This is a genomic window from Photobacterium chitinilyticum (assembly GCF_004104355.1).
GTDB classification, from domain to species: Bacteria; Pseudomonadota; Gammaproteobacteria; order Enterobacterales; family Vibrionaceae; genus Photobacterium; species Photobacterium chitinilyticum.
The window spans coordinates 122,919-148,886 of the sequence record NZ_RJLM01000004.1 but is presented as its reverse complement, the minus strand read 5'-3'; the positions used below and the strand labels follow the sequence as shown (position 1 = coordinate 148,886).

The window sequence follows — 25,968 nt, the reverse complement described above, 5'->3', positions numbered from 1 at the left end:
GCCCTGATTTTACCGTCAGGGCTTTTTTACATCTGAAACGGAGTTCATTAAGATGTAATAAAGCCGACAGCCCTCTGAATGGAATCAGTATGACTCATTACTCCCCTTTCCAGCTTTTCGAACAACCGGTTGACCGTACCAGTAGCAACAGCATTAAATGGAGCAAATACAAAGACCGAGACATCCTGCCAATGTGGGTCGCCGACAGTGACTTTCGAGTACCGGATGCCATTACCGAGGCTCTGCACCGACATGTTGATCACGGCATTTTTGGTTATGGCCATCCCCCTGCGCGTCTTACCGAACTGCTGATCGAGCGAATGAAACTTCGCTATGACTGGACCATCGAACCTAAATGGATTGTTTACCTGCCGGGCCTCGTCTGCGGGCTAAATCTGGCTGTCAGATCGCTGACCGAAGACCACCAGGGAGTGATCAGTCCCAAGCCTATTTACCCGCCGTTTATGTCTTCCGTTAAACTGGCCCGGCGTTCACTGTCCGTGTCGCCGGTTACCCTGCAAAATAACCGCTGGCTAATGGATTTAGCGCAGACAGAAGTCCTGCCGGAATCGAAATTATTACTGTTTTGCAACCCTCTTAATCCCGGTGGCACGGTTTACCACAGGGACGAGCTGTTAGCACTGGCAGACTTTACCGAGCACCATGACCTCTATGTCTGCTCAGATGAAATTCACTGTGATTTAATTCTCGACAAGGCAGCGAAACATATCCCCTTTGCCAGCCTCAATAAAAATGCGGCCCAACGCTCCGTTACGCTTATTGCGCCGAGCAAAACATTTAACATCGCCGGTCTGGGTGCCTCAATGGCAATCATTCCAAACCCGATCCTGCGCAGGCGATTTATCAAGACTAAAGCCGGTATTGTCCCGGATGTTAATGTGTTGGCATACACTGCAGCACAGGCTGCTTACGAAAGCTGCCAGCCATGGCTAGAACACCAGCTTGATTTTCTTCGCCAGCACAGAGAAAAGCTAGAGCAGGAAATTAATGCCCTGCCATTTCTAAAACTGCACCATATCGAAGCTACATATCTGGCTTGGATTGATGCCTCGGCACTGCCAGTTACCAGCCCCTTCAAATTCTTCGAGCAGGCCGGAGTCGGCCTCTCACCGGGAGCAGACTTTGGCAATTCCCGCTTTGTGCGGCTCAATTTTGCCTGTTGTAGCAAAACCTTGGACGAGGGACTAAGAAGAATGCGTGCTGCCATCGAAAGCCTAACCTAAGCGAGGTGAAAATACTGCTAAAGTTCTGACGGTAAAACCCGATAAAGGAGTATCACAAACCGGGAACCTCTTTTTCTCAGATAATGCAGATCCATACCTTAGACAAAGCACAACTCATTAATGAAGTGCAGCTCGGCAGTAACCTCAACCATGCGGTTGAAGGCGGACGCCGTGCTGACTTTGCATTAATGCTCGCGATGCTGTCTCCGGATCATCTTGAGACCGTCCCGGTTGATGCGCCTCCCAAATCGGGTAAAACCGAAACGGAGCTGCGGACATACTTTGAATTGCAGGATCCGAAGCCACTGAGTACCACCGAACACTGTTACGTTAACGGAGCAGCTCAGGCCAATGCATTTCATAACAGCGGCCTTTCTGATGTTCGTCTGCTCCATGAGTTACAGCCTACCGCGCTCAACTTCCCTCCGCAGGGCACGAAAGGACTGCCGGAAGACATATACCACAACCTCTCAGGCCATGAACGTCGGATGCTGCCGCCCAAGGAAAATGCGGCAATTAAAGCCTCTCCGCAGAATTTATACCTGTCGCTGATCCACGCCAAACGCTTTGCTGAAATGTACCACACCGCCTAGCTTACAATCTAATTCCGCGTAGCTCACAGTATTCGTTATTTCGTGACAACCATCATAGCTTTGTTATTTCCAAGCAGCACACTGCTCACAATTCACTAACATTTAGTGGCAGCTTGAGGCAATTTGGGCGCTTTTTCACAGTTAATCCCAGCTCAAGGCTTCAATATAGAATTACCTTTTTCGTTTACTTGATGATCGATTTATCGGCTCGGTGCGTAACTTTGAGATTGAATACATTTGGCAAAAAATCATTCCAATACCAAACGAAGCCAAGTGGTGACACCTTTACTTTCAGAGTGCCCAGAAACTGCCATCATGGCAGCGCACCATCCGGTACAAACGGGGGAAAGAACGAGTCATGAATATCGCGCAATCTGTCATTGTAATTACTGCCGCTGGCAGCCCGATGGGCAAAGCGATTTCACTCCACTTCGCATCGCTCGGGGCAAAGTTGGCCTTGGTTGATATCGAAGCTGACCGCTTGCAGCAAACACAACAAGCCTGCCTTGCCGCGGGAGGGAATTCTCATCCCTTCTTGTTGGAAAAACAAAATGAAGCGTCCATAGCAAGTTTAATCAATGATGTTCACCTGTACTTTGGGTCAATTGATGTCTTGGTAAACTATTGGCTGGGCTCGGATCTACCAATGTTATTCAGTCCGGCTTCCGTCGATCAGTTCTGTCGCTCCATGTCAGAAGGAGCAACCCCCTTCTTTATTTTCGGCAAACAAGCCGCCAACTACATGCGGGAACATCATTGCGAAGGTGTCATCGTTAACCTGGCTGCCAACCTAATCAATACCCACCAGCCCATCAATAATGGATCAAAGGCCATGATCTCGGGCTTGACTCAAAGTTGGGCCAAAGAACTGGCCGAGTTTAACATTCGGGTAGGTGGCGTCGTTCCGTTGAGCTTTGCGAATGATTGTACCCCTCCATCAAGCAACTTACTTAGCCAACCTCTGCAATATGAAATTGTCAGAAGCGCAGAATATATTGTCGCCAATGATTATTTCAACGGACGGATGATAGAGGCGGAAGTGGGATAAGGTCTAGCATACTCGAAGCTTGTTACTTGCCACTGATCTAAAAAAGCCCGCCAAGGTGGCGGGCTTAAAAATGCGCTAGCTATAACAGATGATTATGCTTCTGTTTTTTCTTTCTTAGCTTTCGCTTTAGCTGGCTTTTCAGCAACTGGCGCGTTCTTTTCAGACTTCTTGATTACAGTTGTACCTTCGAAAGTCTCGCCTTCTACGTATGCTTTACCGTAGTAAGACGCTGTCAGTACATCTTTCAGCTCGCTGATCAGTGGGTAGCGTGGGTTCGCACCAGTACACTGGTCATCGAACGCATCAACAGATAGCGTGTCAATCTGTGCGAAGAAGTCAGACTCTGGAACACCAGCAGCTTGGATAGATAGTGGAATATCCAAATCACCTTTCAGCTCTTCTAGCCAAGTAAGCAGACGCTCAATTTTCTGAGCTGTACGGTCACCGGCTTGAGACAGACCCAAGTGGTCAGCAACTTCTGCATAACGACGACGTGCCTGTGGGCGGTCATACTGAGAGAATGCAGTTTGCTTAGTTGGGTTATCGTTAGCGTTAAAACGTACCACGTCAGAGATAAGCAATGCGTTAGCAAGACCGTGTGGTAAGTGGAATGCGTTACCGATCTTGTGCGCCATTGAGTGACAAACACCCAGGAATGCGTTAGCAAACGCGATACCCGCGATAGTTGCCGCATTGTGTACTTTCTCACGAGCGATTGGGTCGTTAGCACCGTTTGCGTAGCTTGATGGCAGGTACTCTTTTAGCATCTTAAGTGCTTGAAGTGCTTGACCATCTGAGTATTCGTTAGCAAGAACAGAAACGTATGCTTCAAGTGCGTGAGTTACTGCATCGTAACCGCCAAATGCAGTTAGCGACTTAGGCATGTTCATCACCAGGTTAGCATCAACGATAGCCATTTGCGGCGTTAGCTCGTAGTCAGCCAGTGGGTATTTAGCGCCAGTTTTGTCGTCAGTAACAACCGCGAAAGGTGTAACTTCAGAACCCGTACCTGATGTAGTTGTGATACATACAAGCTCAGCTTTCTTACCCATTTTAGGGAACTTGTAGATACGCTTACGGATATCCATAAAGCGCATTGCCAAGTCAGCAAACTCTGTTTCTGGGTGCTCGTACATAACCCACATGATTTTCGCAGCATCCATTGGTGAACCACCACCAAGAGCAAGGATAACGTCAGGCTGGAAGCTCTTCATTGCTTCAGCGCCTTTTTCAACAATAGATAGCGTTGGATCCGCTTCTACGTCGAAGAAAGTTTGAACTTCGATACCTTGTGCTTTAAGTAGTGCTACGATTTCATCTGCGTAACCGTTGTTAAATAGGAAACGGTCAGTTACTAGGAATGCACGTTTTTTACCTTCTAGGTCGCCTAAAGCGATTGGAAGGCTACCACGGCGGAAGTAGATTGATTTAGGTAGTTTGTGCCACAACATATTTTCAGCTCGCTTCGCTACTGTCTTCTTGTTGATAAGGTGCTTAGGACCTACGTTCTCAGAGATAGAGTTACCACCCCATGAACCACAACCAAGAGTTAGAGAAGGCGCTACGTTGAAGTTGTAAAGGTCACCGATACCACCGTGAGTAGTTGGGATATTTACAAGAATACGTGCAGTTTTTAGTTTGTCGCCGAAGTAACGAATACGGTCAGCGTTAACGTCTTGGTTAGTGTATAGACCAGATGTGTGACCGATACCGCCAAGCTCAACCATTTTAACCGCTTGCTCTACAGCGTTTTCAAAAGAAGACGCGCGGAACATACCTAGTGTAGGAGACAGTTTTTCATGTGCGAATTCATCTTCAACACATACTTCTTCGCCTTCACCGATAAGAATTTTAGTATCAGCTGGTACCTGAACGCCTGCCATTTCAGCAATCTTAGTTGCTGGCTGACCAACGATGTCTGCGTTTAGGTTGCCATTAATAAGCAGCACTTTACGTACTTTTTCAGCTTCAGATTTAGTCAGTACGTAACCGTTGTGAGAAGCAAAGCGCTCTTTCACTTCGTCATATACTTCATCCATAACGATAACTGCCTGCTCAGAAGCACACACTACACCGTTATCGAATGTTTTAGACATAAGTACAGATGCTACCGCACGTTTAACGTCTGCAGTTTCATCGATAACAACTGGAACGTTACCCGCACCAACACCGATTGCAGGTTTACCTGAAGAGTAAGCTGCTTTAACCATACCTGGACCACCAGTCGCAAGGATAAGGTTGATATCATCATGCTTCATTAGTGCATTTGAAAGCTCAACTGAAGGCTGGTCAATCCAACCAATGATGTCTTTTGGTGCGCCAGCAGCGATTGCAGCATCAAGAACTAGCTTCGCAGCGTCATTTGTTGAGTTCTTAGCACGTGGGTGTGGCGAGAAGATAATCGCGTTACGTGTTTTAAGAGAGATAAGAGATTTGAAGATTGCAGTAGATGTTGGGTTCGTTGTTGGAACGATACCACAAATGATACCTACTGGTTCTGCGATAGTCATGGTGCCGAACTCTTCGTTCTCATCCAAAATACCGCAAGTTGGTTCGTCTTTGTATTTGTTGTAGATAAATTCTGAAGCGAAGTGGTTTTTGATAACCTTATCTTCAACAATACCCATACCAGATTCAGCTACAGCTTGTTGAGCTAGAGGGATACGCGCGTTGTTCGCGGCAAGAGAGGCAGCACGGAAGATCTTGTCAACTTGCTCCTGAGAGAAAGTCGCAAACTCTTTCTGAGCAGCTTTGACGCGGGCAACCATTGCATCTAGTTCAGCCATATTTGTTACAGGCATAGTTAACTCCTAACTTAATATTAAAAACTATTTAGTAAGAATACGTCTTTATTCCCTATTGGATATCGGTAATGAACACCCTGTTCTTTACAACCCGACAACACACATACTTAGTAAATTGCTTTCAAAACTGATTATATTATTTCATAGCCTGAAAAAAATTGATTTAGATCACTTGTAACCCTATAGGAGTACTTTTTGTCAAAACTCGAGCTGCATCGCATTAAATCAACAGCTTAAAAGCTTGTTTTGTGAGCTCCGCGCTTGCAAGTCAAGCAATTGCGACCGTAAAACAATATTTCAGGGAACGAACATTACGTAACAAACATACATAATTAGCTATATTTGATGGCATATGAGACATGATTCGCAAATTTACCGGAATAAAATCAACGCAGTTACATCCCGTGTGGCACACCGAACACCCATAAAGAGTAATGCAAAACACCTTTGTTTTACAGCGGTATAACACATAATTTACCGATAATTATTAATAAGGTTAGAGATAACTATTTTTAATTGGTGCAGCGTTACGCTTTAGCTTAAAGTAGCGCCAAATAACAGGAAGCTGTCTAAAAGGTCAATAGTATGATCTGTAAGCAGTAATGTTCTCGCAATGCTACAACTATCATATTGCAGTCATTACTCATTGATGCTGTATAGCAACCTGTTAAAGAGGAGGAAGTTAGCTTCTTATTTTTTACGTTTGTTAGATGATCCCGCAATGCAAACAATCGAAATCGCCATTTTCTTACAATTTTTCGTTGGTCTAATCGCCGCCGTCAACCCTATCGGCATTATGCCTATCTTTGTTTCTCTGACCGCTCATATGAACGCCGAAGAGAGAAATAGAACGGCCTATACCGCGAGCCTTGCTGTCAGTGTTATTCTGACTGTATCGCTGCTAGCGGGTCAGTTTTTATTAGATATGTTCAGCATTTCGCTCGATTCGTTTCGAGTCGCTGGTGGTTTGCTGTTACTGACTATCGCCTTCTCGATGATGAGCGGTAAACTAGGTGAAGATAAACAGAACAAACAAGAAAAATCAGAATCCATTAGCCGTGAGCAGATAGGTGTCGTTCCGCTGGCAATGCCACTCATGGCCGGACCGGGTGCTATTAGTTCGACTATTGTTTATAGCTCGCGCTATCCTGGAGTAGCCAGCACACTGGGTATTGCCGCAACGATTGTAGCCTTTGCTTTTTGCTGTTGGATGCTATTTCGTGCCGCGCCGATCATTGTTCGATTTCTTGGTCAAACCGGCATCAACGTCATCACCCGTATTATGGGCCTGATCCTGGCAGCCCTCGGGATAGAGTTTATTGCCAACGGCCTGCGCGCGTTATTTCCGGGCCTGGCCTAACTCTTCGCCCGACACTCTCACAAGAGTCCCTCTTCATCTCATTATGAGGAGGGCCCCTTGCCGACAGCTGGTAACCCCTCCAATTGTTCATTATCCTATCTAGTAATACTTCTATTTATTTCAGAATTTTATGGTTACGCTCAATACACGGCAGAAGTTCTATCAGGTCATTTTTGGCACTCAGACCAAAGCTGGGCAATATTTCGATATCGTCCTGATAGTTGCTATCTTGTGCTCTGAACTAGTCCTCATACTCTCGTCTGTTGAAGGTGTCGCAACTGAGTTTTCTCACCTTCTTTTTGTCATGGAGTGGTTATTTACCCTGCTCTTTACTGTCGAGTATATCGCCCGACTTTACTGCTCCCCGCGACCGTGGGCCTATGCCAGAAGCTTCTATGGTGTTATCGATCTTATCGCGATATTGCCAAGCTATATCGCCTTCCTGTTCCCGGGCTCTAACTATCTATTAATCGTCAGGCTTATTCGGGTCATGCGCATATTCCGTATATTAAAGCTGGCTCGATTTCTTAAAGATTCCAATATATTGCTGCGATCCTTATTGATGGCACAGCGAAAAATCCTCGTCTTCTTTAGCACAGTCGTAATTCTGGTCACCGTACTGGGTGCATTGCTTTATGCCATCGAAGGGCCAGATAACGGCTTCACCAGTATCCCAGCAAGTATCTACTGGGCAATCGTAACCATTACGACTGTCGGCTATGGAGATATCGTACCGCAGACCAATCTCGGCAAGACACTAGCCGCATTTACTATGCTGCTAGGCTACTCCATATTGGCAATCCCGACAGGCATTATTACGGCGGAGCTCAGCCAGGAAATGAAAACACAGCGCGACCTTGTTCGCTGTATGAACTGCTCCACCAGCGGCCACGAAGATGATGCGAATTATTGTAAGAAATGTGGTACAGAGTTGCCGGAGAAGTTTTAAGTACTTGCCTTTGACAGCGATCATAAGAAAAAAGCGGCACAATTCATTGTGCCGCTTCACCTAGTCAACCGGCGCTATTGCCAGTCATTATTTTATTGTTTTTTTTCAGCAGACAGAAAGCCAACCGCACGATCCGGGAAATCCGTAAACACCCCATCAACGTTGGCGGTATTGTAGAAAATATCCAACATATCGTTAAAATCATTCGCATAGGCCGGAATGCGACCAGTGTCGGCGCGGAAAGTATAAGGATGAACCTGCATACCTTCCTGGTGAGCGGCCTTCACCAAGCCGGTAAGCTTGATATTACCCTTGGTCGACTGATCAGAAACGACCATTGGTTTCCAGGGACCGACGCCATCAGCATATTTGGCGACTTTTTCCATCCCGCCCTTGGCAAACATCCAGTCATAGTTATAAGGCTGGGCCTGACCTTTGCTGTCATACACCATGGTTTCATTCCAGTCGGTGTAGGCCAATAGCTGCACTAACTTAACGTCCATCCCCATTGCAGGCATTAGCTCTTCATGGATACGCTTGAGCTCATTAAAGTCAAACGTCTGCAGAAAGACATTGCTGTCTTTGCTGATGTAGCCATAACCTTTAAGTACTTTCAGCACAGCTTTACTGATATCTTTGCCTTCATGGCGATGGAACCATGGCGCTTTGATTTCAGGGTAAATACCAATGTCATAACCCAGAGATTTATTCAGCCCCTGGATCATCTCAATCTCTTCTTCGAAGGTAGGCACTTTAAAGTCAGACTGCCACATCGGATAACGCTCAGGGAACCCCTGAACCTGCTTGCCGTCTTTGATATTAAAGCCTTCGGTTACGCTTAGCTGCTTAATTTCGGCCAGAGTAAAATCAATCGCATAATAACGGCTATCATCACGGGCTCGCTCAGGAAAAACCTTCGCCACATTTGTGACGCGATCCAGGTAATGATCATGTAAGACCACTAACCGGTCATCTTTGGTCATCACCACATCCTGCTCAATGAAGTCAGGTTTCATCGCATAAGCCATTGCTTTGGCTGGCAAGGTATGTTCAGGCAAGTATCCTGAGGCACCACGGTGGGCAACAACAATCTTATCGGAATCTTGAGCTGATTGAGCGAAAAGGGGTGAAGCAAGCAAGGTGCTACCAATCGCAGCGGCAAGCCATAATTTTTTCATTATTATCGTCCTTAACAATCGATACATTTCATTGGGGAAAGAAAGCATCATTGGGTTATTCAACCAAAGCATAGTAATCAGAATTGAATCATCATTTTAGACCTATTGCTCTAAACGTGATCGAAAACAATCGATTTGGAACATTTTATTTTCGAATGGTGACACCAGATCAAATTTAATTGTTCGGCTGAAAACCAATTGGGTGTCACATGCCTGAAGTGTATTGCCCCGTTATTTCACTATTGTTACGCCACCGATCGCGAGGGATAAAAAAACCGGAGCCAATGGCTCCGGTTGATGTTGTTGCTAAAAGCGATTTTTACTTACGTCGCCAAGTCGTACCCTGCGGGCCGTCTTCAAGAATAATATCCATCGCCAGCAGCTTGTCACGAGCCGCATCAGCTGCAGCCCAGTCTTTCGCTGCTCGGGCATCCAGTCGCTGCTGGATAAGCGCTTCGATTTCAGCAACATCATCGCTTTCACCGGCACCACCTTGCAGGAAGGCCTCCGGTTCCTGGCCCAACAAACCAAGAATGTCTGCCAACTCACGCATGCGGGCACCCAACGCCGAAGCCGCAGCTACGTCATCAGACTTCAGACGGTTGATTTCTCTCGCCATGTCAAACAGCACGGAATACGCTTCTGGCGTATTAAAGTCATCATCCATCGACTCTTTGAATCGCGTGACAAACTCATCACCACCAGCGGCAGGGACTTGCACATCCAAACCACGCAGTGATGTATACAGACGCTCAAGGGCAGAACGCGCCTGCTTCAGGTTATCTTCGCTGTAGTTCAGCTGGCTACGGTAGTGACCAGACATCAAGAAATACCGTACGGTTTCAGCATCGAAGTAACCCAGTACATCGCGAATGGTAAAGAAGTTACCCAAAGACTTGGACATCTTCTCGCGATCAACCATTACCATGCCACTATGCATCCAGGTGTTCACATACTGTGAACCCGTTGCACAGCATGACTGGGCAATTTCATTTTCATGGTGCGGGAACTGCAGATCAGAACCGCCGCCGTGGATATCAAAATGATCACCAAGGATCGCCGAGTTCATTGCCGAACATTCGATGTGCCAGCCCGGACGGCCAGCACCCCATGGCGATTCCCACGTCGGCTCACCTGGCTTTGACATTTTCCACAGCACGAAATCCAGCGGACTGCGCTTAGCCGTTTCGATATCAACACGAGCACCTGCCTGTAGCTGCTCAAGATCCTGTTTCGACAGCTTGCCATATTCATCAAACTTGCTGACTTCAAACATTACGTCGCCATTATCGGCAACATAGGCAAATCCGCGCTCGATCAGGCGCTCACACATCGCAATAATTTCAGCAATGTAAGCCGTTGCGCGCGGTTCAATGTCCGGACGCTTCATGCCTAGCGCATCAAAATCGTTGTGCATTTCACCAATCAAACGTTCAGTCAACGAATCACAGCTTTCGCCATTCTCTGCCGCTCGTTTAATGATCTTGTCATCGATATCGGTGATATTACGAACAAAGGTCAGATCATAACCTGAATAGCGCAGGTAACGCGAAATCACATCGAACGACACGAAAGTACGGCCATGACCGATGTGACACAAATCGTAAATGGTAACCCCACAGACGTACATGCCTACTTTACCAGGCTGGATGGGTGTAAATTCCTCTTTCTGTCTAGTGAGCGAGTTATAGATCTTTAACATGTCTCGTAGTTACTCATTTTATGGGGTTACTTTAAGAGGAGTAATTACACCTCTTATGGCAAATGAAGGCAAGGAAAAATGCGCTAAGAAGGTGGTTTATACCTGCTTGGGAGATAAAACACTCACTGTGTCGAAAAGCGCTGAACAGAGCGATAATTGAATTCCCGTTTTCAGTTCTGTTCACCTATAGTTATACCAAAGTGTTTACTTATTGGTTTGGCATAGAATTCGGTGAAATAGTCACCTTATTTCACCTTAGACAGAGAATGATGAGAGATCATGTTGACGCCTTTCCTTAGTAATATAAAATCCCTCATTTAAAGCAATAAACATCCATTAAAGGACAAGCTCATGGTAACGCTTCACACTACTTTTGGTGACATCAAGATTCAGCTAAACACAGAAAAAGCGCCTGAAACGTGTGCAAACTTCCTGCAATACTGCCGTGACGGTTTCTACAACGATACACTTTTCCACCGTGTTATCGATGGCTTCATGATCCAGGGCGGCGGCATGTCTTCTGGTATGGAAGAAAAAGAAACCCGCGCGCCAATCAAAAATGAAGCGAGCAACGGCCTAAGCAACAAAGTAGGTACGTTGGCAATGGCACGTACTATGGAGCCGCATTCAGCCAGCTCACAGTTCTTCATCAACGTTAACGACAACAAATTCCTGGATTTCAAATCAGAGACACCTGATGGCTGGGGCTATTGTGTATTTGCAGAAGTTGTTGAAGGTATGGACGTTGTAAACAAGATCAAAGCAGTTTCTACCGGTAACTGGGGCTATGTTCACCAGGACGTACCAGTTGAAGAAGTTGCTATCAACAGCGTAACTATCGAAGAGTAATCAATACTCTCAGGGCGGTCTTATTGCCGCCCTCCCTTCCTTATGACAATACTGTTTATTTCTGATCTGCACCTCAGTGCCGAACGTACCGATATCACCGACTGTTTTCTTACTTTCATGAAAGAGGAAACAAAGGGGATCGACGCACTGTATGTATTGGGCGACTTATTCGAAATGTGGATAGGTGACGATGACAACTCTCCCTTCCACCAGCAAATCAAGTCTGCCTTTAAGCAACTGACTGATTCTGGTGTTCCCTGCTACTTCATTCACGGGAACCGTGACTTTTTGGTCGGAAAGCGATTTAGTCTGGAAACCGGTGTGCAGCTGTTGCCGGAACATACCGTGATTGATCTTTATGGCAAGCCGACATTGCTCCTGCATGGCGATACCTTGTGCACACTGGATGATGACTACCAGCGTTATCGAAAGAAAGTGCATAACCGATTTATTCAATGGCTTTTCTTCCGCTTACCGTTGTCCTACCGCCAGAAAATCGGTAACAAACTGCGTAGTAACAGCAGCATGACCAACGAGGCAAAGCAACAAGATATCATGGATGTCACGCCGGAGGAGGTAGAGAAGGTGATGGCAGACTATCAGGTTCTGGCAATGATTCATGGCCATACACACCGCCCTGATGTCCACAGCTTAACGGTCGACAGCCAGCCCGCGCTACGGACAGTACTCGGTGACTGGTACGATCATGGTTCGGTGCTGGTCTGCACGCCCGATGGCTGCCAGCTGGAAACGCGAGATTTTTCCTAAATGGCTCACTACTAAAAAGGTACGCCATAGCGTACCTTTCCTTTTCCTAAACTCACAATGGCGATTGAACTGAGTTCAACTTTGCACGCTCACCCGACCAAGAACGGTACATCGACAGTGAGGTATAAAGCACTACACCGATCACCAGCCAGGTTAATAACTGAAGATCTAACGACTTGACCAGATAAGCCGCAATGACAACGCCTATCGGCCCTGTGATTGCAACAATCATAGCCGCCCGGCTGTTAATACGGTTCATCCGGATAAAACTACCAGCCGAGAAGAAAGTCAAGAAGGCACAGGAACACATCATGATCGGAAATGCTGCAAGCGGATGCATACCAAGCAGGTACACCATTGTCATACAGGGAGCATACAGGCCAATCCCAACAGTCATCAAAGCACCAAACAGGAAATTGCCGACAATCGCAACACCCAGTTTCCAGCCACTAAGCCCCAGCGCCAATCCGCCAAGAGGAAACAGCTCTAACTGGCCCGCTAGCATCAGGCTGGCAACCACCAATAATGCCCCGCTCATCGCCAGCCGGATCAACTGCCGATCCCAGCCGGATACAAGTCGAGCACCAAGTGTCGCACCCAAACAGGCAGCCAGAACCAAACTCACCATTGTCACTTCGTCGACATCAACCGCCGTCAGAAAGATCAACGACTGAGCGACAGTAGCCACTACCGCCTGGCAGTTCAACGTGCCTGGCAGCAGCTTGTCATCAACCAGCTTAAACTGCTTATATCCGGCCGTTTTAATTGCAAAGCTGCCAACCCCGAGGGTATCGCAAAAATTGGCAAAACCACCAATAAGGCCAATCGGAAAAATCTTCGTGTGCGCTTCCTGCGTTCGATTCTTGCGCCATGCATTTAGTAACATGACAACAAAAACACCTCCACCTACAAGCAATCCAGCTTGTATGACTGTAAACACCGTCATATTGTGCACAAAGTTTAATAAAAGGGGCTATATTGTTGATCAACTTAGTGAATGATTCTATGTTGTCGGTCACAGTCATGATTTGCTATTAGTATCACTATGTGAAACCATAAATATTCGTAGTATTTAGTCTGTAAAGCGGCCTTGATATAAACGCGGTTACGCCCCTTTATCGCGACTGCCACCAGACAAATTATCACCCATAATATTAATAAATAACATCATAATTCATGCACTCATATCTTGCTCGACAACCTGTTTTAAACAGAGACAAAGCAACCGTTGGCTACGAGTTGCTGTTTCGTGATGGACCGAATAATTGCTTCCCTGATGTTGGTGATGAACATGCAACGAACCGTCTGTTAGCCGATAATTTCTTTACATCTGGAGCAATAGAAGCAACGGGGGGTAAAAAAGCCTTCGTCAATTTTCCCTATAACAGCCTCATTCAGCGCACACCGCTGATGTTTCCCAAAAAAAGCTTCATTATTGAGATCCTGGAAACCTGCGATCCAAGTGACGAATTGCTAGAAGCCGTTATCGAGCTCAAAGAAAAAGGGTATACCCTTGCCCTTGATGATTTTATTCCGAGTGCAGCGTGGAACCGTTTCCTGCCGCATATCCATATCATCAAATTTGATATTCGCACGGTACCTATTGCGAAGGCCCGCTTCTTCATGCGCCACCATAAAGACAAAGTGAACAAAATCCTGTTTCTGGCCGAAAAAGTCGAAACCCATGATGAGTTCACCGAAGCCTATGATGCTGGTTTTGACCTTTTCCAGGGTTTTTTCTTCAGCCAGCCGGAAATGATGCAGCGCAAAACGCTAACGCCGTGTGCATTGACCACTCTGCGCCTTTACAAGGAAATTACCCTGCCCGACGTGGATTTTAATACCGTCGAAAGTATCATTGCCACCGATGTCTCGCTGTCTTACAAACTGCTGCGTCACGTCAACAACATGAGATACTCTCAGGCAAAGCCCATTTCCTCATTCAAGCAAGCGCTGGTCTATCTCGGTGAGGAACGCCTGAAACGGTTTGTCACCTTCGTTGCCACCGCCCATGCAACTGAGAAAAAACCGCAGTCACTCTACAGCCTGTCGCTGCAAAGAGCACACTTCTGCGAACGTTTGAGTAACCTGGCCGCAACGGAAATAATCGGTAACCAGGCCTTTTTAACCGGATTATTCTCACTACTAGACTCCTTACTCGACCAACCGATTGAAGATGTGATCACCCTTCTTCCCCTCAGTAAAGAAGTCCAGAAGGCACTGGTACACCAAACTGGCCCACTAGGCAGTATTCTCAAATTAATCATGGCATACGATAAAGCACAGTGGGAAGACGTCAGCGAACTAAGCAAACAGCTCGGCCTTCATGAATCAGACATTGCAGATCTCTATATGGAGTCTTTAAAATGGGCCTCTTATTTTGAAAAAACAGCGACAGACTGACTTATGTCTACCCTAGCCCAACTATGCCCGTGCGGCAGCCAGAAAGTACTGACAGCCTGCTGCCAGCCAATTCATCAACAGCCGTCACGTGCCCGGCACCCAGAACAGCTAATGCGAGCCCGATACAGCGCCCATGTTCTGGGCCTTGTTGATTTTGTTGTTGCGACCTACCATCCAAGTTGCGAGGCCGAACAGTACCGTGAAGCCATCGCCGAATCAGTGCATTCCAACTGGCTTGAGCTTGAAGTCATCGACAGTAAAATCGCCGACAGCGGCGAAGGTTTTGTCGAGTTCAAAGCGCATTACCAAGAGGGTGATGAAACATTTTACTTATCTGAAAAATCGCGCTTTCTGCTCGAGTCTATCGGCGATGAAACTCAGTGGTTTTATATTGATGGCGAGTACCCTCTGCCGCCCGAAGAGCCGGAATCTCCGACACCGGCAAGTAGCACCAAAGTCAGCCGAAACGATCCATGTCCTTGCGGCAGTGGGAAAAAATTCAAAAAATGCTGTGGCTAACCATCCCTTATCTGTAACGAGGCCCGCTCAAGCGGGCTTCAGTTTTCCTGCCATCATTTCCTACTCTATACTCGTTACATTTCATTCCTCCATATTTTGACCCACTTCACATCCTGTCTAACAAAGCAGACAACATGAACAAAAAACACTCAACCCATCGCTTTCATTGTCGATAAATTGACCACAACCCTTTATGTAACGAGACAATGACATGATCAATCCAAATAACAATCTGCCGTTGACCGCTCATAAACAACTGAAGAAGGTTACTCAGGCATCATTAATTGATGAACGAAAACAAAAAGTTGAAGCCAAAAGCGATGACAGCAAGAAAGATCCCTCCAAAGAGCAATCCAAAAAACGTCCCCCCAAAGGCTTACTTGATATTTATGTCTAGCGATTGTCGTATTTTGACAGGAAAACTTGCAAGATAATGCTATCTAGATGTTAAGCAATTATTTTTACATCAAAAAAAACCAGGGCTATCTGCTTGGCAAACCAGCTGGCCCTAAGCCATTTGTACATATTTTATTTACCCAATAATAATTAATTAATATTTCGTTAAAAATCCTATTGCAAAATCAAATCAGCTTGGTTAGTGTGAATGACAAGCAATGAGTTAATAACGATTTAAACAGAGTACATAATTATGCGTATCCCAATGGTAAACATTCATCACCATCATCATCCTGACTAGTCTTTCGGGAGGATACGCCTCACTCTGGAAGACAGACAAAAACTCTTCCAGCGGTCAATAGAAATTACAGAATTCAGACCCTCGGAAGCCCAAACTTCCGAGGGTTTTTTCGTTTTCAGGCTACAAATAATCGAAACAGGGAATACAACGATGCAGACTCAACGACTACGAATTGCAATTCAAAAGAAAGGACGCCTGAGCAAGGAGTGCCAGGATCTATTCAAACGCTGCGGCATTAAGTTCAACCTGATGGGTGAGCGCCTTGTCGTCCACGCAGAAAATATGCCTATCGACCTTTTGCTGGTACGCGACGATGACATCCCGGGTTTGATCATGGATGGTGTGGTCGATTTAGGGGTAATCGGTGAAAACGAACTAGAAGAGGTCGGCCTTGAGCGTGCAGCCCTTAACGAACCTTGTGAATATACCAAGTTGCGTCGTCTTGATTTTGGCGACTGTCGCCTATCCATTGCCGTTGACAAAGATGAACAATACAACGGCCCGCAGGATCTGCACGGCAAACGTATTGCAACTACCTACCCTCAGCTTGTTAAACGTTATATGGACGAGCAAGGCGTTGAATTCAGCCCATGTATGCTGAATGGCTCTGTCGAAGTCGCCCCCCGAGCAGGCCTTGCAGATGCTATCTGCGATCTGGTATCGACCGGCGCCACTCTCGAAGCAAATGGCCTAAAAGAAGCCGAGGTGATCCTACGTTCCAAGGCGGTGCTTATCCAGCGTACCGGAGAATTTGGCAAAGACAAGCAGTCCCTTATCGAACGTATCCTGACCCGTATGCAGGGTGTCATCCAGGCCAAAGAATCAAAATACATCATGCTCCATGCTCCGACAGAATGTCTGGATCAAATCAAAGCATTGCTCCCGGGCGCCGAGGATCCAACAGTCTTGCCGCTTGCAGCTGATAAAAGTCGCGTAGCCGTCCATCTTGTCAGTTCTGAAAACCTGTTCTGGGAAACCATGGAACAGCTAAAAGAGCTTGGTGCTAGTTCAATCCTAGTACTGCCCATTGAAAAGATGATGGAGTAACCCCATGAAAACGGTTGTGTGGCAATCTTTAAGCGATAACCAGCAGGAATCTTTGCTCCAGCGTCCGGCAATCACCGAAGGAGCCAACATCACGGCAATCGTATCTGACGTGATTGCTGATGTCCGCCAGCGTGGTGACGACGCGCTTTTAGATCTGACCGAAAAGTTTGACAACATTCGTCCGGAAACAATTAAAGTCGGCCCGGACGAAGTCGACGCCGCAGCAGCTCGCCTAAGCGGTAAGATGAAGCAGGCACTCCAACAGGCCTATGACAACATTGCAACCTTTCACAAGGCGCAGGAGCAAAAAACGCTGCGGGTTGAGACCCAGCCAGGCGTGGTGTGTGAACAAGTCACACGACCAATTAACTCAGTTGGCCTTTATATTCCAGGAGGCAGTGCCCCGTTGCCTTCCACCGTTCTAATGCTTGGAGTCCCAGCGCAGATTGCCGGTTGTCGTCAAGCCGTCTTGTGTTCGCCGCCGCCGATTGCCGATGAAATTCTTTATGTCGCCAAGCTATGCGGTATTACAGACATTTACAATGCCGGTGGAGCGCAGGCCGTTGCTGCCATGGCCTACGGCACGGAATCAGTGGCCAAGGTAGACAAAATTTTCGGCCCGGGTAATGCCTTTGTCACCGAAGCCAAACGCCAAGTCAGCAACGACTTCCGCGGCTCGGCCATCGATATGCCAGCCGGCCCTTCCGAGGTATTGGTTATAGCCGATACCACGGCCGATCCGGATTTTATTGCGGCCGATCTGCTAAGTCAGGCCGAGCACGGACCGGATTCTCAGGTTGTGCTGGTTACCCCGGAACCCAGTATTGCCGATCGCGTTGCTGACGCTATCCAGAGACAACTGGCAGAACTGCCTCGGGCTGACATTGCTCGTCAGGCACTCGGGTCGAGCTTGCTGATTGTGGCCGATAGCCTAACCCAGTGTATCTCTATCTCGAATCACTATGGACCTGAACACCTGATAGTCCAAACTCGAAATCCACGCAAACTGGTGCCACTGTTAGATAATGCAGGCTCGATCTTCCTGGGGGACTGGTCGCCAGAGTCTGTCGGCGACTACGCATCCGGCACTAACCACGTATTGCCGACCTACGGCTATACTCGAACCTACTCCAGCTTAGGCTTGGCTGATTTTACCAAGCGGATGACGGTGCAAGAACTAAGTGCCGATGGGCTTCAGCAGTTAGCGCCGACAGTTGTCACTATCGCCGAGGCAGAAGGTCTTGATGCCCACAAGCGCGCCGTGACTATTCGGATGGACAAATTGCAGGCTCGACAGGCCGCACTGACGGCAACAAAGGAGGCCTAGTCATGACCGTTTCAAAGCTAGCGCGAAAAACAGTCCGCGAGTTGACCCCCTATCAGTCAGCTCGTCGTCTCGGGGGCAGTGGTGATATCTGGCTCAATGCCAATGAATCCCCTTTCGCCAATGAATATAACATCAAGTGTAACCGCCTTAACCGCTACAGTACCTGCCAGCCGGAAGAGCTGATCCAGGCCTATGCCGACTATGCTAACGTGAAAAAAGAGCAGGTGCTCACTTCCCGCGGGGCGGATGAGGGTATAGAGCTCCTGATCCGTACCTTCTGCGAACCGAACCAAGACAGTATCCTGTACTGTCCGCCAACATACGGTATGTATGCGATCAGTGCAGAAACGTTTGATATCAATACCAAAACGGTACCACTGACAGCAGAGTGGCAGTTGGATATAGCAACCATTAGAGATAATCTCGACACCGTAAAACTGATCTTTGTCTGCAGCCCAAACAACCCGACTGGCAATTTGATCAACCGCCAAGATATTGAGGCCCTGCTCGATATGGCGACGGGCAAAGCGCTCGTTGTTGTCGACGAAGCCTATATCGACTTCTGCCCGGAAGCTTCTACGGTCGACCTGCTCGGCCAGTACCCGAATCTGGTTATTCTGCGAACGCTATCAAAAGCTTTTGCCTTGGCCGGGCTCAGGTGTGGGTTCACTCTGGCAAACCCAGAAATCATTGAACTACTGCTCAAGGTTATCGCCCCCTACCCGGTTCCGGTACCAGTGACAGATATTGCCGTTCAGGCCCTCTCGCCTGCCGGGTTGGCAAAAACCAAGTTTCAGGTTCTCGATCTCAGTGCAAATCGCGCCTATCTTCAGGCCGGGCTGGGTATGCTGGACGGTGTTACTGTCTATGATGGCTACGGCAACTACCTGCTGGTGAAATTTCCGGATGCAGACGCCCTGTTTGGCTCATTATGGGAGCATGGCATTATCTTGCGACGTTCCCCGATAGAAAACTGTATTCGCATCAGTATCGGCAACCGCGATGAATGTGAAAAAACCCTGGCGTTTATCCGCGAACAACTGAACCAGAATTAAGCATTAAAGGAAGAGCACTGTGAGCAAGGAAAAGATTTTATTTATTGACCGTGACGGCACCCTGATTGTTGAGCCCCCTGTTGATTTTCAAGTTGATCGGCTGGATAAACTGAAGCTTGAACCTTTCGTGATCCCGGCACTGCTTCAGTTGCAGGATGCTGGGTACAAACTCGTGATGGTAACGAATCAGGACGGCCTGGGAACAGATAGCTACCCCCAGCAAGATTTTGATGCTCCACACAACATGATGATGGAGATCTTCGAGTCACAGGGCGTGAAATTTGACGATGTCCTTATCTGCCCGCACTTCGATGAAGACAACTGCAGTTGCCGCAAGCCCAAGCTTGGTCTCGTAAAAGGCTACCTGCAACAGGGTCGAGTCGATTTCGCCACCTCGGCTGTTATTGGCGATCGTCAAACCGATCTTCAGTTGGCTGAAAATATGGCGATTCGCGGGATCCAGTATCATCCGCAGCCTGACGACGAGAGCAGCATGAACTGGCAACAGATCGTTAAAGATCTCACCACCAGCCCAAGGATCGCAGAGGTAGTGCGCACGACCAAAGAGACTGACATCCGGGTGAAAGTTAACCTTGATGAAGCTGGCGGCAACAAAATCGAAACTGGCCTTGGTTTTTTCGACCACATGCTGGATCAAATTGCCACCCACGGTGGTTTCCGCATGGAACTTAGCGTCAAAGGGGATTTGCACATTGACGACCACCACAGTATAGAAGATACCGCACTGGCGCTCGGCCAGGCACTTAAGAATGCCTTGGGAGAGAAGCGCGGTATCGGGCGTTTCGGTTTCAGTCTGCCAATGGACGAATGTCTGGCCCAGTGTGCCCTGGATCTATCCGGCCGCCCTTACCTGAAGTTCGATGCCAAGTTCGGTCGCGAGCAAGTCGGCGACCTTTCGACCGAAATGGTCTCGCACTTCTTCCGCTCGCTTACCGATACTCTGGCCTGCACCCTGCACCTGTCTTCAACAGGCGACAATGACCACCACATTGTCGAAAGCCTATTCAAGGCCTTTGGCCGTACGCTACGTCAGGCTATCCGCGTTGAAGGTACCGAGCTACCAAGCAGTAAAGGAGTACTGTAATGGCAAGCGAAAACCAAAAAGTCGTCATTATCGATACTGGCTGTGCCAATGTCTCTTCGGTGCGATTTGCCATCGAGCGCCTGGGTTATACCGTTAGTGTCAGCAAGGAGCCAAGCATTGTACTGGCTGCCGACAAGCTGTTTTTACCCGGTGTCGGTACTGCAAGCGAGGCAATGAAAAACCTCCGAGAGCGTGACTTGGTCGAACTTATCAAGCAAGTCGACAAGCCGTTGTTGGGAATCTGCCTCGGAATGCAACTACTGGGCGAGTTATCAGAAGAACAAGGCCAGAGTGGTACCGAGCTTGTACCTTGCCTTGGCCTGTGTGATGCCCCTATCAAGAAACTGGAAACCGGTTCTCTGCCGCTGCCGCATATGGGCTGGAATACCGTCACACCGGCCGAAGGACATCCGCTGTTTAACGATATCCCGGCGGGTAGCTACTTCTATTTCGTTCACAGTTATGCCATGCCGGTTTCCACCAAGTGTGCTGAGCAAGGCGGCTATACCATCGCCCGCTGTGAATATGGGCAACCATTTACCGCAGCTGTCCAGAGCGGTAATTATTACGGGGTGCAGTTTCACCCTGAACGATCCAGCAAAGCCGGCGCCCAACTTATCAAAAACTTTTTAGAGATGTGACTTGTTAATTCAGTGAGCTGAAACACATCAAAAGGACTTAGGATGATTATTCCCGCACTCGATTTAATTAACGGCCAGGTTGTTCGCCTTTTTCAGGGCGATTACGGCCAAGTCACAGAATACAAAGTCGATCCCGCAGAGCAATTTAAACGCTACAACCAGGCAGGTGCAGATTGGCTTCACCTGGTTGACCTAACCGGAGCCAAAGACACATCTGCACGCCAGCTGGGTCTGATCAGTCGGCTACTTGCCAGCACTCCCGCCAACATACAGATTGGCGGCGGTGTCCGAACCGAAAAAGACGTTGCTGACTTATTGGCAGCAGGTGCCCAGCGCGTGGTTATTGGCTCAACGGCCGTGAAGCAGCCCGGGCTGGTGAAAGGCTGGATGGAAAAATACGGCCCGGAACATATCGTCCTGGCCCTCGACGTCAACATAGACAAGGACGGAAACCGCAATGTTGCCATTTCAGGCTGGCAGGAAGATTCCGGTGTCAGCATAGAGGCACTGCTGAATGACTTTCTGACCGTTGGCTTGAAACATGTCCTCTGTACCGATATCTCCCGTGACGGCACATTGGCAGGATCCAATGTTGAATTATATGTCGACCTATGTGCCCAGTATCCGCAAGTACAGTTTCAATCTTCGGGTGGTATTGGCGGCCTGAAAGATATTGAAGCCCTAAAGGGGAGCGGCGTGGCAGGTGTTATTGTCGGCCGGGCTCTGCTCGACGGAAAATTCAGCGCTGAAGAAGCCTTTCAGTGCTGGAATAGCTAACAAGCAAGGAGTAACAGCATGCTAGCAAGACGAATCGTTCCTTGTTTAGATGTCCGTGACGGACAGGTCGTAAAAGGTGTTCAGTTCCGCAATCACGAAATCATCGGTGATATTGTGCCTCTGGCCAAGCGCTATGCCGAAGAGGGTGCCGATGAGCTGGTGTTCTACGATATCACAGCCTCAAGCGATGGCCGTGTCGTTGATAAAAGCTGGGTTGCCCGAGTAGCAGAAGTGATCGATATTCCATTTTGCGTCGCCGGAGGTATTAAGTCTGCTGAAGATGCTAGCCGGATCCTGCAGTTTGGTGCCGACAAAGTCTCTATCAACTCACCAGCACTGGCCAACCCGGCGCTGATCACCGACCTTGCCGATAAGTTTGGTGTGCAATGTATTGTCGTCGGTATCGATTCCTACTTCGATGCCGATACCGGTAAATATCAGGTGTATCAGTTTACCGGTGATGAGACACGTACCAAAGCAACCCAGTGGGAAACCCGTGACTGGGTACAAGAGGTGCAGCGACGTGGTGCCGGTGAGATAGTGCTCAATATGATGAATCAGGACGGTGTACGAAACGGTTATGATCTGACTCAGCTAAACATGGTACGCGAAGTCTGCCATGTGCCATTGATTGCTTCTGGCGGTGCAGGTGAAATGGTGCATTTCGCTGATGCTTTCAACAGAGCCAATGTAGACGGTGCCCTCGCCGCTTCTGTCTTCCACAAGCAAATCATCAATATCGGCAAGCTTAAGCAGTATTTGAAACAACAGGACGTGGAGATCCGACTATGAGCCTAGCAACGAATATAAATTGGGAAAAAGTAGACGGATTGGTGCCGGCCATCGTTCAGGACAATACCAGCGGCCAAGTGCTGATGCTGGGATATATGAATGACGAGGCACTTAATAAAACCCTGGAAACTAAGCAGGTAACGTTTTGGTCGCGAACCAAAAACCGCCTGTGGACCAAAGGGGAAACCTCTGGCAACGTACTTCAGCTCAAGAGTATCAAGCTAGATTGCGATCAAGATACGTTGCTGGTAAAGGTAAACCCGGTAGGTCCTACTTGCCACCTGGGCACAGCAACCTGTTTTGATAGCGATAGCACAATCGAAGGACAGGATGAGCAGCCTGCCTTGGTGTTCCTTCATCAACTTGAGCAGATCCTGGCTGCTCGTAAAGATGCCAATCCAGAATCCTCTTACACTGCCAGCCTCTATGCCCGTGGTACCAAGCGTATTTCGCAAAAAGTGGGCGAAGAAGGTGTTGAAGTCGCGCTTGCGGCAACGTCGGGTGACAAGAAGGAGTTAGTCTGTGAATCTGCGGATTTGATCTATCACTTGATTGTATTGCTTCAGGATCAGGGCTTATCCCTGTCAGATGTCACAGCCAAGCTTCAAGAGCGTCATAAATAGCCCGGAAATATCGCCAAGATAAGTAACGGCTCTAAATGCAGCAAAGCCTGAGTGAAATCACTCAGGCTTTTTATTTCGAGTTAACTCGTTATTTCATGGCTTCTGCCTACTCAGACTGATATTAACAGCCTAGAGCTTCTTTATAATGCTTGCGGCAAACAGAGACGTAGCGATCATTACCGCCAATTTCCACCTGATCGCCATCAGCAATAGCACGGCCAGTCTCATCTTGACGGATCACCATATTGGCTTTACGGCCACAATGGCAAATTGTTTTCAGCTCAACCAATTTGTCCGCCCATGACAGCAGGTACTTGCTTCCCTCGAACAACTCACCACGAAAATCACTGCGAAGACCATAGCACAACACTGGGATATGCATTTTATCAACCACTTCCGTCAGCTGATAAACCTGCTCTTTGGTTAAGAACTGACATTCATCAATCAGTACGCAATCAATTTTACCGGTTGCATACATATCCTGAAGTTTACGATACAGGTCATCTTTCGCATTAAATAGCTCAGCGTCTTCTTGTAGACCTATACGTGAACTCACCTTTCCTTTGCCATATCGGTTATCGATAGAAGCGGTAAAAATTACCGGTGTCATACCACGCTCACGATAATTGAAAGATGACTGTAGTAACGTCGTCGACTTACCCGCATTCATTGCCGAGTAATAGAAATACATCTGGGCCATAAGGCTCCCCGTCCAAGCGCAAAAAAACTGCCGAAATGCTACAGAAAATGGCTCTGAATTGAAAGTATCAGGGTCAATCAAAAGATAACAAATGCGTACCCAAGCGGAATAAAAAAGCCTGCAATCATATTGCAGGCTTTCAATTAAATCAGAATCAATATTCTATTAGCTTTTCTACTTCGCAGCTAACTCTGTCGGGCGACGAGACAACCACATCAGCAGCAGGCAGACCAGAATAAAGGTGATCGTCGCAGCCATAAACGCCACAGCCATTGAGCTAGTCAGGCCAAGCACCAAGAAGCCGACTGTCGATACAAACGCCACAGCCACTGCGTATGGCAGCTGGGTAGCAACGTGGTCGATATGGTGACAGCGTGCACCGGTCGAAGACAGAATAGTGGTATCCGAGATCGGGGAACAGTGATCACCAAACACCGAGCCTGCCAATACAGCACCCAGCATTGGTAGCATCAGAGAAATTTCGGTAGCCGCCGCCAAATCACCAGCGATAGGCAGCATGATACCAAATGTGCCCCAAGACGTACCGGTCGAGAATGCCATCAGACCTGCCAGCAAGAACAAGATTGCCGGAAGTAGCATCGGGTTGATATTGCCCTGCACCAGCGTCGACAGGTATTTACCCGTTGCCATATCGCTGATCACACTACCGATACTCCATGCAAACAGTAAAATAAGGATGGCACCAAACATCGACTTCGCGCCAATCCACAGCGTGTTTGCAACATCTGCCATCGGTAGGCGTTGGCGCAACACCGGCACAATCGCAGCCAGCAAGCCGACAATACCGCCGTATACCAGTGACATACCTACATCGGTATTCTCGAACGCGCCTAAAATATTGAACGCAATACCATCGGCAGCCAAAACTTGGTAACCGGTGAAGAGCATAAAGAAGAAAGTCGAGAAAATCAGCGCGACAATCGGCATGATCAAATCAAACACGCGGCCATTTTCGCTCTCTTCTATTTCCAGCTCATCGTTAAGATCTTTTGCCTGGCTGTCATCGCCACCTTCATCAAAACCGTGGCCATGACTAGCCTGCAGCTCATGCTTCTTCATTGCACCAATATCTAACTGGAACCAAGCAACAACAAACACCATTAATAAAGCAAAGACAGCGTAGAAGTTCATTGGTGCAAGCTGAACAAATGCACTTAACGCTGAATATTCCGTTATGCCATGCGATACCAAAATACCGCCAATAAGCGTAATAATATAAGCCCCCCAGCTTGAAGCTGGCATCAACACACACATCGGGGCTGCAGTCGAATCGAGAATATAGGCAAGTTTAGCGCGGGAAACATAAAAACGGTCGGTAACCGGACGAGAAATAGATCCCACAGCCAAGCTATTAAAATAGTCATCAACAAAGATAAACACGCCCAAGAAAGCAGCCAATAACTTGGCACCTCGCTTACTCTTTATTTTTGTTTGCGCCCATTCAGCGAAAGCACGGGTACCGCCAGACAGGGTTAACAATGCCGTCATCATTCCCAACAAAACAAGGAAAGCGACAATGCTCATATTCCAGCTATTGATCGCACCATCATCAATGAAAAGACCTTTCACTGTACTGCCGATATATTCCGCAGTCGCACCGAAGGAAAAATCTGTCAGTAACAATGAGCCAAGAAGGACTCCGACGCCTAATGAAACCAATACGCGGCGGGTTAGAATTGCCAAGCCTAATGCCACTAATGGCGGCAAAAGCGAAATGGACGAATGGGAAAAATCTACAATGTTCATGATCTCTACTACAACCAATC

General features: G+C 47.8%; 24 protein-coding genes and 1 other annotated feature. Of the genes, 18 read left to right on the top strand and 6 right to left on the bottom strand.

The features are described from left to right. Nucleotides 1–89: 89 nt before the first annotated feature. The 3 genes from EDI28_RS11750 to EDI28_RS11740 all read left to right on the top strand — a co-directional run bounded on the left by EDI28_RS11750 (nt 90) and on the right by EDI28_RS11740 (nt 2,885). Nucleotides 90–1,244: a MalY/PatB family protein gene (locus EDI28_RS11750; protein WP_128784069.1), complete on the top strand. Its 1,155-nt coding sequence runs from the start codon at nt 90–92 to the stop codon at nt 1,242–1,244. Nucleotides 1,245–1,327: 83 nt separating this feature from the next. After that, nucleotides 1,328–1,837 (top strand): VC2046/SO_2500 family protein, encoded by a 510-nt coding sequence (locus EDI28_RS11745; RefSeq protein ID WP_128784068.1) that lies wholly within the window; start codon nt 1,328–1,330, stop codon nt 1,835–1,837. Between the two features lie 358 nt (nt 1,838–2,195). Further along, entirely contained in the window at nt 2,196–2,885 is a 690-nt protein-coding gene (locus EDI28_RS11740; RefSeq protein ID WP_128784067.1) for an SDR family oxidoreductase, read from the top strand. A gap of 92 nt (nt 2,886–2,977) precedes the next feature. Here the strand turns inward: EDI28_RS11740 and adhE are convergent, their stop codons facing one another. Beyond that, nucleotides 2,978–5,686 carry a bifunctional acetaldehyde-CoA/alcohol dehydrogenase gene (adhE, locus tag EDI28_RS11735; RefSeq protein WP_128784066.1) on the bottom strand — a complete coding sequence of 903 codons (2,709 nt, stop codon included), beginning with the start codon at nt 5,684–5,686 and terminating at the stop codon, nt 2,978–2,980. Nucleotides 5,687–6,410: 724 nt separating this feature from the next. Here adhE and EDI28_RS11730 point away from each other — a divergent pair. After that, the gene (locus tag EDI28_RS11730; protein ID WP_128784065.1) at nt 6,411–7,049 is read left to right on the top strand and encodes a YchE family NAAT transporter; all 639 of its coding nucleotides are present in this window, start codon (nt 6,411–6,413) and stop codon (nt 7,047–7,049) included. Between the two features lie 130 nt (nt 7,050–7,179). Next, a complete protein-coding gene (locus EDI28_RS11725; protein ID WP_128784064.1) occupies nt 7,180–7,998 on the top strand; it encodes an ion transporter in 819 nt (272 codons plus the stop codon). Between the two features lie 92 nt (nt 7,999–8,090). On the opposite strand, the gene glpQ is transcribed toward EDI28_RS11725, so the two are convergent. Then, nucleotides 8,091–9,176 carry a glycerophosphodiester phosphodiesterase gene (gene glpQ / locus EDI28_RS11720; RefSeq protein WP_128784063.1) on the bottom strand — a complete coding sequence of 362 codons (1,086 nt, stop codon included), beginning with the start codon at nt 9,174–9,176 and terminating at the stop codon, nt 8,091–8,093. Between the two features lie 319 nt (nt 9,177–9,495). After that, complete coding sequence (gene cysS / locus EDI28_RS11715; protein WP_128784062.1) at nt 9,496–10,878, bottom strand: cysteine--tRNA ligase; 1,383 nt, start codon at nt 10,876–10,878, stop codon at nt 9,496–9,498. 351 nt (nt 10,879–11,229) lie between these two features. Here cysS and EDI28_RS11710 point away from each other — a divergent pair, with 351 nt between their 5' ends. Continuing rightward, complete coding sequence (locus EDI28_RS11710; RefSeq protein ID WP_128784061.1) at nt 11,230–11,727, top strand: peptidylprolyl isomerase; 498 nt, start codon at nt 11,230–11,232, stop codon at nt 11,725–11,727. Between the two features lie 42 nt (nt 11,728–11,769). Continuing rightward, the gene (lpxH, locus tag EDI28_RS11705) at nt 11,770–12,495 is read left to right on the top strand and encodes a UDP-2,3-diacylglucosamine diphosphatase (RefSeq protein ID WP_128784060.1); all 726 of its coding nucleotides are present in this window, start codon (nt 11,770–11,772) and stop codon (nt 12,493–12,495) included. 52 nt (nt 12,496–12,547) lie between these two features. Here lpxH and EDI28_RS11700 read toward each other — a convergent pair whose 3' ends face one another. Beyond that, entirely contained in the window at nt 12,548–13,441 is an 894-nt protein-coding gene (locus tag EDI28_RS11700) for a sulfite exporter TauE/SafE family protein (protein WP_128784059.1), read from the bottom strand. Nucleotides 13,442–13,671: 230 nt separating this feature from the next. Between EDI28_RS11700 and EDI28_RS11695 the strand changes: the two genes are divergently transcribed. The 11 genes from EDI28_RS11695 to hisIE all read left to right on the top strand — a co-directional run bounded on the left by EDI28_RS11695 (nt 13,672) and on the right by hisIE (nt 23,481). Further along, nucleotides 13,672–14,898 (top strand): EAL and HDOD domain-containing protein, encoded by a 1,227-nt coding sequence (locus EDI28_RS11695; RefSeq protein ID WP_128784058.1) that lies wholly within the window; start codon nt 13,672–13,674, stop codon nt 14,896–14,898. A gap of 3 nt (nt 14,899–14,901) precedes the next feature. Beyond that, nucleotides 14,902–15,417, top strand: a complete 516-nt coding sequence (locus EDI28_RS11690) for a YchJ family metal-binding protein (protein ID WP_128784057.1) — start codon at nt 14,902–14,904, stop codon at nt 15,415–15,417. Nucleotides 15,418–15,628: 211 nt separating this feature from the next. Next, entirely contained in the window at nt 15,629–15,814 is a 186-nt protein-coding gene (locus EDI28_RS11685; RefSeq protein WP_128784056.1) for a hypothetical protein, read from the top strand. 275 nt (nt 15,815–16,089) lie between these two features. Beyond that, nucleotides 16,090–16,227: a sequence feature (His leader region), on the top strand. 37 nt (nt 16,228–16,264) lie between these two features. Then, on the top strand, nt 16,265–17,161 hold the full coding sequence (hisG, locus tag EDI28_RS11680) for an ATP phosphoribosyltransferase (RefSeq protein WP_128784055.1): 897 nt from the start codon (nt 16,265–16,267) through the stop codon (nt 17,159–17,161). 4 nt (nt 17,162–17,165) lie between these two features. Then, nucleotides 17,166–18,488 (top strand): histidinol dehydrogenase, encoded by a 1,323-nt coding sequence (gene hisD / locus EDI28_RS11675; RefSeq protein ID WP_128784054.1) that lies wholly within the window; start codon nt 17,166–17,168, stop codon nt 18,486–18,488. 2 nt (nt 18,489–18,490) lie between these two features. Beyond that, nucleotides 18,491–19,543, top strand: a complete 1,053-nt coding sequence (gene hisC, locus EDI28_RS11670; RefSeq protein ID WP_128784053.1) for a histidinol-phosphate transaminase — start codon at nt 18,491–18,493, stop codon at nt 19,541–19,543. A gap of 19 nt (nt 19,544–19,562) precedes the next feature. Further along, nucleotides 19,563–20,648 carry a bifunctional histidinol-phosphatase/imidazoleglycerol-phosphate dehydratase HisB gene (hisB, locus tag EDI28_RS11665; RefSeq protein ID WP_128784052.1) on the top strand — a complete coding sequence of 362 codons (1,086 nt, stop codon included), beginning with the start codon at nt 19,563–19,565 and terminating at the stop codon, nt 20,646–20,648. Continuing rightward, nucleotides 20,648–21,289 carry an imidazole glycerol phosphate synthase subunit HisH gene (gene hisH, locus EDI28_RS11660; RefSeq protein ID WP_128784051.1) on the top strand — a complete coding sequence of 214 codons (642 nt, stop codon included), beginning with the start codon at nt 20,648–20,650 and terminating at the stop codon, nt 21,287–21,289. The genes hisB and hisH overlap by 1 nt, the downstream gene beginning before the upstream one ends. A gap of 42 nt (nt 21,290–21,331) precedes the next feature. After that, entirely contained in the window at nt 21,332–22,066 is a 735-nt protein-coding gene (gene hisA / locus EDI28_RS11655) for a 1-(5-phosphoribosyl)-5-[(5-phosphoribosylamino)methylideneamino]imidazole-4-carboxamide isomerase (protein WP_128784050.1), read from the top strand. 18 nt (nt 22,067–22,084) lie between these two features. Further along, nucleotides 22,085–22,858: an imidazole glycerol phosphate synthase subunit HisF gene (gene hisF, locus EDI28_RS11650; RefSeq protein ID WP_128784049.1), complete on the top strand. Its 774-nt coding sequence runs from the start codon at nt 22,085–22,087 to the stop codon at nt 22,856–22,858. After that, nucleotides 22,855–23,481, top strand: a complete 627-nt coding sequence (gene hisIE / locus EDI28_RS11645) for a bifunctional phosphoribosyl-AMP cyclohydrolase/phosphoribosyl-ATP diphosphatase HisIE (RefSeq protein WP_128784048.1) — start codon at nt 22,855–22,857, stop codon at nt 23,479–23,481. Before hisF ends, hisIE begins: the two co-directional genes overlap by 4 nt. 121 nt (nt 23,482–23,602) lie before the next feature. On the opposite strand, the gene EDI28_RS11640 is transcribed toward hisIE, so the two are convergent. Both EDI28_RS11640 and EDI28_RS11635 read right to left on the bottom strand, forming a co-directional pair. Further along, nucleotides 23,603–24,181 carry a thymidine kinase gene (locus EDI28_RS11640; protein ID WP_128784047.1) on the bottom strand — a complete coding sequence of 193 codons (579 nt, stop codon included), beginning with the start codon at nt 24,179–24,181 and terminating at the stop codon, nt 23,603–23,605. Nucleotides 24,182–24,355: 174 nt separating this feature from the next. Beyond that, complete coding sequence (locus tag EDI28_RS11635) at nt 24,356–25,948, bottom strand: Na+/H+ antiporter NhaC family protein (RefSeq protein ID WP_128784046.1); 1,593 nt, start codon at nt 25,946–25,948, stop codon at nt 24,356–24,358. Between the last annotated feature and the right edge of the window lie 20 nt (nt 25,949–25,968).

Excerpts from the sequence above, each read along its gene's own strand:
- EDI28_RS11750 (WP_128784069.1), top strand. The coding sequence starts at position 90 with ATGACTCATTACTCCCCTTTCCAGCTTTTCGAACAACCGGTTGACCGT.
- EDI28_RS11745 (WP_128784068.1), top strand. The coding sequence starts at position 1,328 with ATGCAGATCCATACCTTAGACAAAGCACAACTCATTAATGAAGTGCAG.
- EDI28_RS11740 (WP_128784067.1), top strand. The coding sequence starts at position 2,196 with ATGAATATCGCGCAATCTGTCATTGTAATTACTGCCGCTGGCAGCCCG.
- adhE (WP_128784066.1), bottom strand. The coding sequence starts at position 5,686 with ATGCCTGTAACAAATATGGCTGAACTAGATGCAATGGTTGCCCGCGTC.
- EDI28_RS11730 (WP_128784065.1), top strand. The coding sequence starts at position 6,411 with ATGCAAACAATCGAAATCGCCATTTTCTTACAATTTTTCGTTGGTCTA.
- EDI28_RS11725 (WP_128784064.1), top strand. The coding sequence starts at position 7,180 with ATGGTTACGCTCAATACACGGCAGAAGTTCTATCAGGTCATTTTTGGC.
- glpQ (WP_128784063.1), bottom strand. The coding sequence starts at position 9,176 with ATGAAAAAATTATGGCTTGCCGCTGCGATTGGTAGCACCTTGCTTGCT.
- cysS (WP_128784062.1), bottom strand. The coding sequence starts at position 10,878 with ATGTTAAAGATCTATAACTCGCTCACTAGACAGAAAGAGGAATTTACA.
- EDI28_RS11710 (WP_128784061.1), top strand. The coding sequence starts at position 11,230 with ATGGTAACGCTTCACACTACTTTTGGTGACATCAAGATTCAGCTAAAC.
- lpxH (WP_128784060.1), top strand. The coding sequence starts at position 11,770 with ATGACAATACTGTTTATTTCTGATCTGCACCTCAGTGCCGAACGTACC.
- EDI28_RS11700 (WP_128784059.1), bottom strand. The coding sequence starts at position 13,441 with ATGACGGTGTTTACAGTCATACAAGCTGGATTGCTTGTAGGTGGAGGT.
- EDI28_RS11695 (WP_128784058.1), top strand. The coding sequence starts at position 13,672 with ATGCACTCATATCTTGCTCGACAACCTGTTTTAAACAGAGACAAAGCA.
- EDI28_RS11690 (WP_128784057.1), top strand. The coding sequence starts at position 14,902 with ATGTCTACCCTAGCCCAACTATGCCCGTGCGGCAGCCAGAAAGTACTG.
- EDI28_RS11685 (WP_128784056.1), top strand. The coding sequence starts at position 15,629 with ATGATCAATCCAAATAACAATCTGCCGTTGACCGCTCATAAACAACTG.
- hisG (WP_128784055.1), top strand. The coding sequence starts at position 16,265 with ATGCAGACTCAACGACTACGAATTGCAATTCAAAAGAAAGGACGCCTG.
- hisD (WP_128784054.1), top strand. The coding sequence starts at position 17,166 with ATGAAAACGGTTGTGTGGCAATCTTTAAGCGATAACCAGCAGGAATCT.
- hisC (WP_128784053.1), top strand. The coding sequence starts at position 18,491 with ATGACCGTTTCAAAGCTAGCGCGAAAAACAGTCCGCGAGTTGACCCCC.
- hisH (WP_128784051.1), top strand. The coding sequence starts at position 20,648 with ATGGCAAGCGAAAACCAAAAAGTCGTCATTATCGATACTGGCTGTGCC.
- hisA (WP_128784050.1), top strand. The coding sequence starts at position 21,332 with ATGATTATTCCCGCACTCGATTTAATTAACGGCCAGGTTGTTCGCCTT.
- hisF (WP_128784049.1), top strand. The coding sequence starts at position 22,085 with ATGCTAGCAAGACGAATCGTTCCTTGTTTAGATGTCCGTGACGGACAG.
- hisIE (WP_128784048.1), top strand. The coding sequence starts at position 22,855 with ATGAGCCTAGCAACGAATATAAATTGGGAAAAAGTAGACGGATTGGTG.
- EDI28_RS11640 (WP_128784047.1), bottom strand. The coding sequence starts at position 24,181 with ATGGCCCAGATGTATTTCTATTACTCGGCAATGAATGCGGGTAAGTCG.
- EDI28_RS11635 (WP_128784046.1), bottom strand. The coding sequence starts at position 25,948 with ATGAACATTGTAGATTTTTCCCATTCGTCCATTTCGCTTTTGCCGCCA.